We start from the raw sequence: 6046 nt of genomic DNA, 5'->3' as shown, positions 1-6046 counted from the left end.
GCACTCGCTCTTTAAACGAGTAGGTTCATCCAGCCGACGCAGTAGAATGGATCGGTCATCACCGCAGTTCCAGTAGGTGATGCGACGTTAGCAGGGGAAGGACGGAGAGCCCTGTACATAGCCTAAGTCCCGACGGGATACGGTAAAGATCGTTGAGAAGGTTCAAACAGGGTCATATGGTACGAGACCGTAGGCAGTCCCACGACAAACGGTGGGGAATTTCCTAGTAGGCGGCTGTATGATTGCTGTGACACGACCTGAGGTAGCTTTTGGTCACTTCAGAGTGGATTATATGACGAGTCGCCGAAAGGCAGCAAGGTAGGGCGTGGAAACGCCTTGTGTGCGCGATGAAGCGCAACGAGTCATATTGTGGGGGTGTGATTCCCCTGCAGTCTTGGAACGCCTGGGCATACGGATACCTCGTCCTACACTGGACGCAGAAACGTTGGGCAGATTTAATCCTTTTATTTTCAAGGGGTTAGTCTGCCCAAACAGCCGTTTTCCTCGCCTTCCTACCGCAGTATGTTCTCGCTTTTCGGGTTCTACAAGTCTTTTTAATAAAAAAAAGGAATAGAAAATACCGGAAAGATGAAGATCAACGACTGGAGAACATGTCGTGCGAGGAGCGTTGAAGGAGGGAGCGAAGCGAGTCCATTCAATGTGACGCAGTACGCCAGCAAACGAAGTGAAGGCGTAAACGCCGAAAACGGAGTGCGGTAGTTCACGAAAAGCGAAATTCTTTAGATAATCCATCGGGCGAAGAAGGTAAAGAAGTTGATGAAAAGCTAATGATAGAATGAATGTGTAATGATCGAAGAATAAAAAAGCAATGGAGGGATTTTCTATGAACAAGTTTGAAGAACATCAAGCAATGTATGATGAAATAATGAAGATGGAACGGACGATTGCTCGCGATGTGAAGCTTGAAGAGTTAAAGGGAAAAATGGAATTGGCATTTGATATGCCGACATTATCTACACCATCATTGCAAGAGTGGAGATTATCATGGAAAGAGTGGAGCGAAAAAAATCCTGAAGCGGCTGAACTGCATGAACGTATCTTTTCTTCAACAATTTTTTAAAAGAACTAAGTTTGCGTGAAATGACAATTCCTCGCAACGTTACGCGTGCTGCAGAGCCAAACAGGAAAAAAAGGGGCGGAATCGCCCCTTTTCACAAACTTTTTTGATGTTCGTCAGAACAAGAGGAAGGTTTTTATACCGTAAAAAATGCCTTTTAGAGCATTTGCTGCTATCTCTACAATCTGACCTGTACTTTTTTTCTGTTTTTCTTTTCTGTTCTTTTTTTTCAAATTTAATCGACCCCTTTTTATTTTTTTGAATGTGCTTTCTATACTTAATGTACAATCGTTGTTCGGTTAAAGTCTTCTTTTCATGGTCGTACCTATGTCGAACCAAAACTTCACTTCTGTTCAGGGTTTACCGTAAATAAAAAGTGCCACGGAATTTTTCTGTGGCACTTTTTATTTACGGTAAATTGATATTAGCTAGCGAAGCTACAAAACGAAATAGAAGATAGATTGGAACAAGGAATACTGCAGTCATTAGTCCTTGTTTTGCTGCATCGAGCCATTCCGTTTTAAAAATTTTCCACTTAACGTTCGAAATCTTGTTCGTGAGACTTGTTGAGATGTCGTTTAGTTGCTGATCGTGTTTGCTCTTGATGTTGTTCATTTCCGTCTCGATCTTCTGCGTGTTGTTCTCGAGCATCTTCTCGAGTCGGCTCTGTTGGGCGAGGATGTTGCTGTTCACTAGGTCGCCGACCTGTTCGAGTTGGTCTTTGATTAGTTTGTGGCTCATGTTCAGTTGCTCGAGGTGTGTACTCTGAATGTTCTTCAGCTGCTCGTGAAGAGTTTGCTGGTTCTGACTGAGTTGTTTCGAGTACGTCCCGAGCAATGCCTGAAGTTGTTCGTTTGTTTTGCTGGTATGATTTTCGAGCGCTTTGCTTCGATTGTTCAAGCTTTCGGTCGAATTCTTCATAGTCAAAGCCATCAGTTCTTCCGTGCTCTTGCTGATCTGAACGAGATTCTCGATTTCCTGTTGGAACGTCATCTCCTTTTGAACGACCTCCTGCAGGACGGTCGACAGATAGCCCTCGACGGCTCTCAGACGCATCAACAGCTCCTGCTCGTTCTCGATTAAAGGCGAGGGTGTCTGAAGGGTTTCCTGATCCTGTTCGTTCCCCGTTCGGTATTCCGATGCTTCTTCCGACTTCACCATGTCGCGATTCTTCGTATCCAATTGACTTTTCAAACCCATCTTTGATGACCTCCCTCTCGTAATCAGACCCTAATTTGTTGTCTCGTACCCGTTTATTGTTCGCATGATCATAATAGGTCGTCGTTTTGCCCCGTTCTCGGACCTCGATGCTGTATTTCTCTGATAGATAGCTTTTGAACGCTTCATAGCTTGCTGTTTCGTCTTTTGCTTCCTCAATCTTCGTCCGGATGTCGTCCTTCCAGGAAGACTTGCCCTTCTCGAGAAGGGCTTTCTCCGCCAATGTATAGCGCACGGGCGCTTCTCGCTTGAGGATGACCGACAATCCTTGTTCGAGACAGAGTCGATCGCTCTCTTCCCGAATCCGATGAAGATCTTTCTTCGAGGACTGATACTTGCTGCCACTCTCGAAATTCACGGCATTGATGATGATGTGGTTATGAATATGTTCTTTGTCCGTATGGGTGTAAATGACGGCTTCATGCCCTTTGGAGATGGCTCGAGCGAGTTCTTGCCCAATCTCGTTCGCTTGTTTGGCTGTCACTTCCCCCGGCTTAAAGGACTGAATGACATGGTGGGCTTGAATTCCGTCCGGTTTGCCCCATAATTCTCTCGTCGCCTTCATCTGAGACTTGGCATACTCCGGTGGACAATCGACTCCTGATCGTTCTTCTGCCCGTTTCTCAGCGTAGGAAATGAGTTTGTTGGCTACTTTTGTATTGCCGAGTTGAATTGTTGCCATATCTGATTCAACTCCTTCTGTATGTTTTCCAGTTCTTCTTTCGGTACTGATTTGCCCTCATTTGCATGTTTGGTCATCTGATTTACGTTGTTCCCAATCGCACGCAATTGACGAGCAATCTCAAATGCACCCTCTCGATCAATCTTCGGTGGCCGCATTCTCGATCCTTGTGCCTGCTTTTTGACATAAGCTGGCACACTCATTTGAAAGCTTTCTGCTATCTCAGAAAGCTTATCAAATTCGGATTCACTCACTCGAAAATTGACCTGTCGGTTCTCTTTTCGGTTCGCCTTCATAACAACCGCCCCCTCTGAATATGTACGAATTATGCCTCGAAAGATGGACGAGTAAAATCCTTTTACTCGTCCATCATATTCTATGCATAGAGGGGTTGGCAAGCTTCGTATTTGCTAGCCACTTCGTAGCGCAAATACAGCTTGTCGGGGAAATTTCCCCGATCCCCTTTTTTCAATCTAAAAGTTATTTAGGCGAAAAATCCAAATGAAATTTGCTTGAAATCAGGTATGGACCGATAGGGAAATAGGTGCTATACTGCATTGTATTCAAAGAATTTTTGCGAGGTGTAATATATGAATAATGCTGTTTCTTTCTTTGCAGGAGCAGGTGGTTTAGATATGGGTTTGAAAAATGCTGGGTTTGATATAAAACTCGCTGTCGAGTTAGAGGATCTTTATTGCCAAACGTTGAAAACAAATTTCCCGAATCTTAATGTTAAGCAAGGCGACATAATGAATTATTCAAAAGAAAAATTGCTTTTAGATGCAGGCTTAAAAACTTCAGAAGAAATAGATTTGATTTTTGGAGGAAGTCCGTGCCAATCATTTTCAACCGCAGGTAATCGTTTGGCTTTTGGTTCGGCAGGCGGTAAGGCGATGTTGAAATTCGCAGAATTAATATCAGAAGTAAAACCTAAAGCATTCTTGTTGGAAAATGTAAAAGGGTTGCTTTCAGCACCTTTGAGAAATCGTCCTCACGCAGAGCGCGGTGACGGTTTTCCGGATCTTGAAGATGATGAAAAAAAAGGTACAGCCTTAAAGCACATTTTGAGTAAATTTACAGATTATGATGTGGTCTATAAATTAGTGAATGCTGCTGATTACGGTGTTCCTCAAACGAGAGAGAGAGTTTTTTTCATTGGTTTCAGAAAAGATTTAGAAAAGAAATTTGAATTTCCTGAGCCTACTCATTTTAAAGAACCTAAGGGTGAACAAAAAAAATGGGTTTCTTTTAAAGAAGTTATGGACACTTTAGAAAATGTTCAACACAGTCACGCTAACTATTCCGAAGATCGACTTCGATTTATGAGATTGGTACCGGAAGGTGGAGGTTATTGGAGACATCTCCCTGAAGAACTCATTGAAGAAGCAATGGGAGGTGCTTTTAATAGCACAGGAGGACGAGTTGGTTTTTATAGAAGGATTTATGCTCATGCCCCTTCGCCAACTGTACTGACATCACCAGTACAAAAAAGTACAGTATTAGGTCATCCTTACGAACATCGTCCTTTAAGTATTCAAGAGTATTTGGCTGTACAGACTTTTCCTGATGGATATTTTGTTAACGGCACATTAGCTAAACAATATGTTCAAATCGGTAATGCAGTTCCCGTTAAACTGGCAGAAGTAATAGGGAAAGCGATTTTGAATAAAATAAACGAAAAGACTTTAGTGAAATAACTAAAGTCTTTTTTTTGCTGTTGTGAGATAATTATTTCCATAAAATTCAAGGGGGATAATTATGAATCAACAAACAAGAGACAGAATCATTAATCACATCAGTCCTATAATGGATCGGCTTATTCAACGCAGAGTATACGATGAGCCATTTGATGGTGATCTTCTTAGAACAATCAATCCATTTGGAGCAAGATTAGTTCCAGAGGAAGTTTGGAAAGGTTCTAGATTTGAAAGGTCTTTCGTAACAATATTAGGACAAGGGATATTTGAACAGATTGCTCAAATAATTGCCGAAGGAACCGGAGCCTACGCTAGCAACCAGCATGATGTCAGGGTACATATCAATACTTGGAAAGTTGAACAAATAGAAAATATTCTTAGAGAGCATCGTGGGGCGGGCAGAAGACCTAACTGGATAAATGAGCTTAATGAAGTGCGGAGATTACAGAATGAGAATTATACAGACATATCTGTAAAGTTTGATCTGTATATTCGAAGAGCTAATGGAGTTGAAGAATTTTATGGGTTAAAAACTGTTAAGCCAAATTTAGACCAATTGGAACGTGCTAAAAGAGATATGCTTCTTGTTTCTTCTGTTGCAGATGTAGAAACGTATTTTGTACTTCCGTTTAACCCTGCTGGTGAAGGAGAAAATTATAGACTAGCAAGGCATGCTGTACCGTATCGTATTTTTAATATGGACAACGATCCATCAGTCCTAATTGGTGCTGAATTTTGGAACAAGGTTGGAGATGACGATAATACTTACACAGAGCTTTTAAACATATTTGAAGATTTAGGTGATTATTATTCAGAACGTATTCGTCGTGAATATTTTAACTTATAAAAAAATATCACGTAAAAATTTGATTTAGGAGCATATTATCATCTTTTTTTAATTAATGACTATTTTGATATTGTCAGAAAAAAGATGTAAGCGTACAATAATCAGTAACCAAATACGAACGGAACAACAAAAAACGCCACTTCTCCCACCTACTTGTCGCCAAACGAGTAGATGATCAACGAAGTGACGCTTTTGAATAGCGAGTGTTCAAGCACTAGCTATTGATCGTTGAAGACACATGGCCGTGACTTCAACTAAGATGAACTTATCATACTAAGGAAACCTCGAACATTCAAGGCTTTAGTACAGAAAAAGGACATCGTTCAGTAGCGAGTTTTACGAAACCTGCTATCGAATGATGTCCTTTTTGTTTTGGTCTTACATAAAAAAGAGGTCTGCACTCGCTCTTTAAACGAGTAGGTTCATCCAGCCGACGCAGTAGAATGGATCGGTCATCACCGCAGTTCCAGTAGGTGATGCGACGTTAGCAGGGGAAGGACGGAGAGCCCTGTACATAGCCTAAG

At 41.8% G+C, this 6046-nt stretch carries 5 protein-coding genes; 3 read left to right on the top strand and 2 right to left on the bottom strand.

The features are described from left to right. The first annotated feature begins 844 nt into the window (after nt 1-844). The gene (locus ACZGCQ_RS16665; protein WP_481266870.1) at nt 845-1081 is read left to right on the top strand and encodes a hypothetical protein; all 237 of its coding nucleotides are present in this window, start codon (nt 845-847) and stop codon (nt 1079-1081) included. A gap of 532 nt (nt 1082-1613) precedes the next feature. Here ACZGCQ_RS16665 and ACZGCQ_RS16660 read toward each other — a convergent pair. Beyond that, on the bottom strand, nt 1614-2978 hold the full coding sequence (locus ACZGCQ_RS16660) for a relaxase/mobilization nuclease domain-containing protein (protein WP_481266869.1): 1365 nt from the start codon (nt 2976-2978) through the stop codon (nt 1614-1616). Beyond that, nucleotides 2945-3274, bottom strand: a complete 330-nt coding sequence (locus tag ACZGCQ_RS16655; protein WP_481266868.1) for a MobC family plasmid mobilization relaxosome protein — start codon at nt 3272-3274, stop codon at nt 2945-2947. Before ACZGCQ_RS16655 ends, ACZGCQ_RS16660 begins: the two co-directional genes overlap by 34 nt. A gap of 294 nt (nt 3275-3568) precedes the next feature. On the opposite strand from ACZGCQ_RS16655, the gene ACZGCQ_RS16650 reads away from it, so the two are divergent. After that, nucleotides 3569-4675 carry a DNA cytosine methyltransferase gene (locus ACZGCQ_RS16650; protein ID WP_481266867.1) on the top strand — a complete coding sequence of 369 codons (1107 nt, stop codon included), beginning with the start codon at nt 3569-3571 and terminating at the stop codon, nt 4673-4675. Nucleotides 4676-4736: 61 nt separating this feature from the next. After that, nucleotides 4737-5522, top strand: coding sequence for a TdeIII family type II restriction endonuclease (locus tag ACZGCQ_RS16645; RefSeq protein ID WP_481266866.1), 786 nt, complete (start codon nt 4737-4739; stop codon nt 5520-5522). The last annotated feature ends 524 nt before the right edge of the window (nt 5523-6046 follow it).

It is taken from the genome of Exiguobacterium sp. HSB13, from assembly GCF_056764755.1.
The sequence above is the reverse complement of the archived record's forward strand: the minus strand, read 5'-3'. Positions and strand labels throughout refer to the sequence as shown.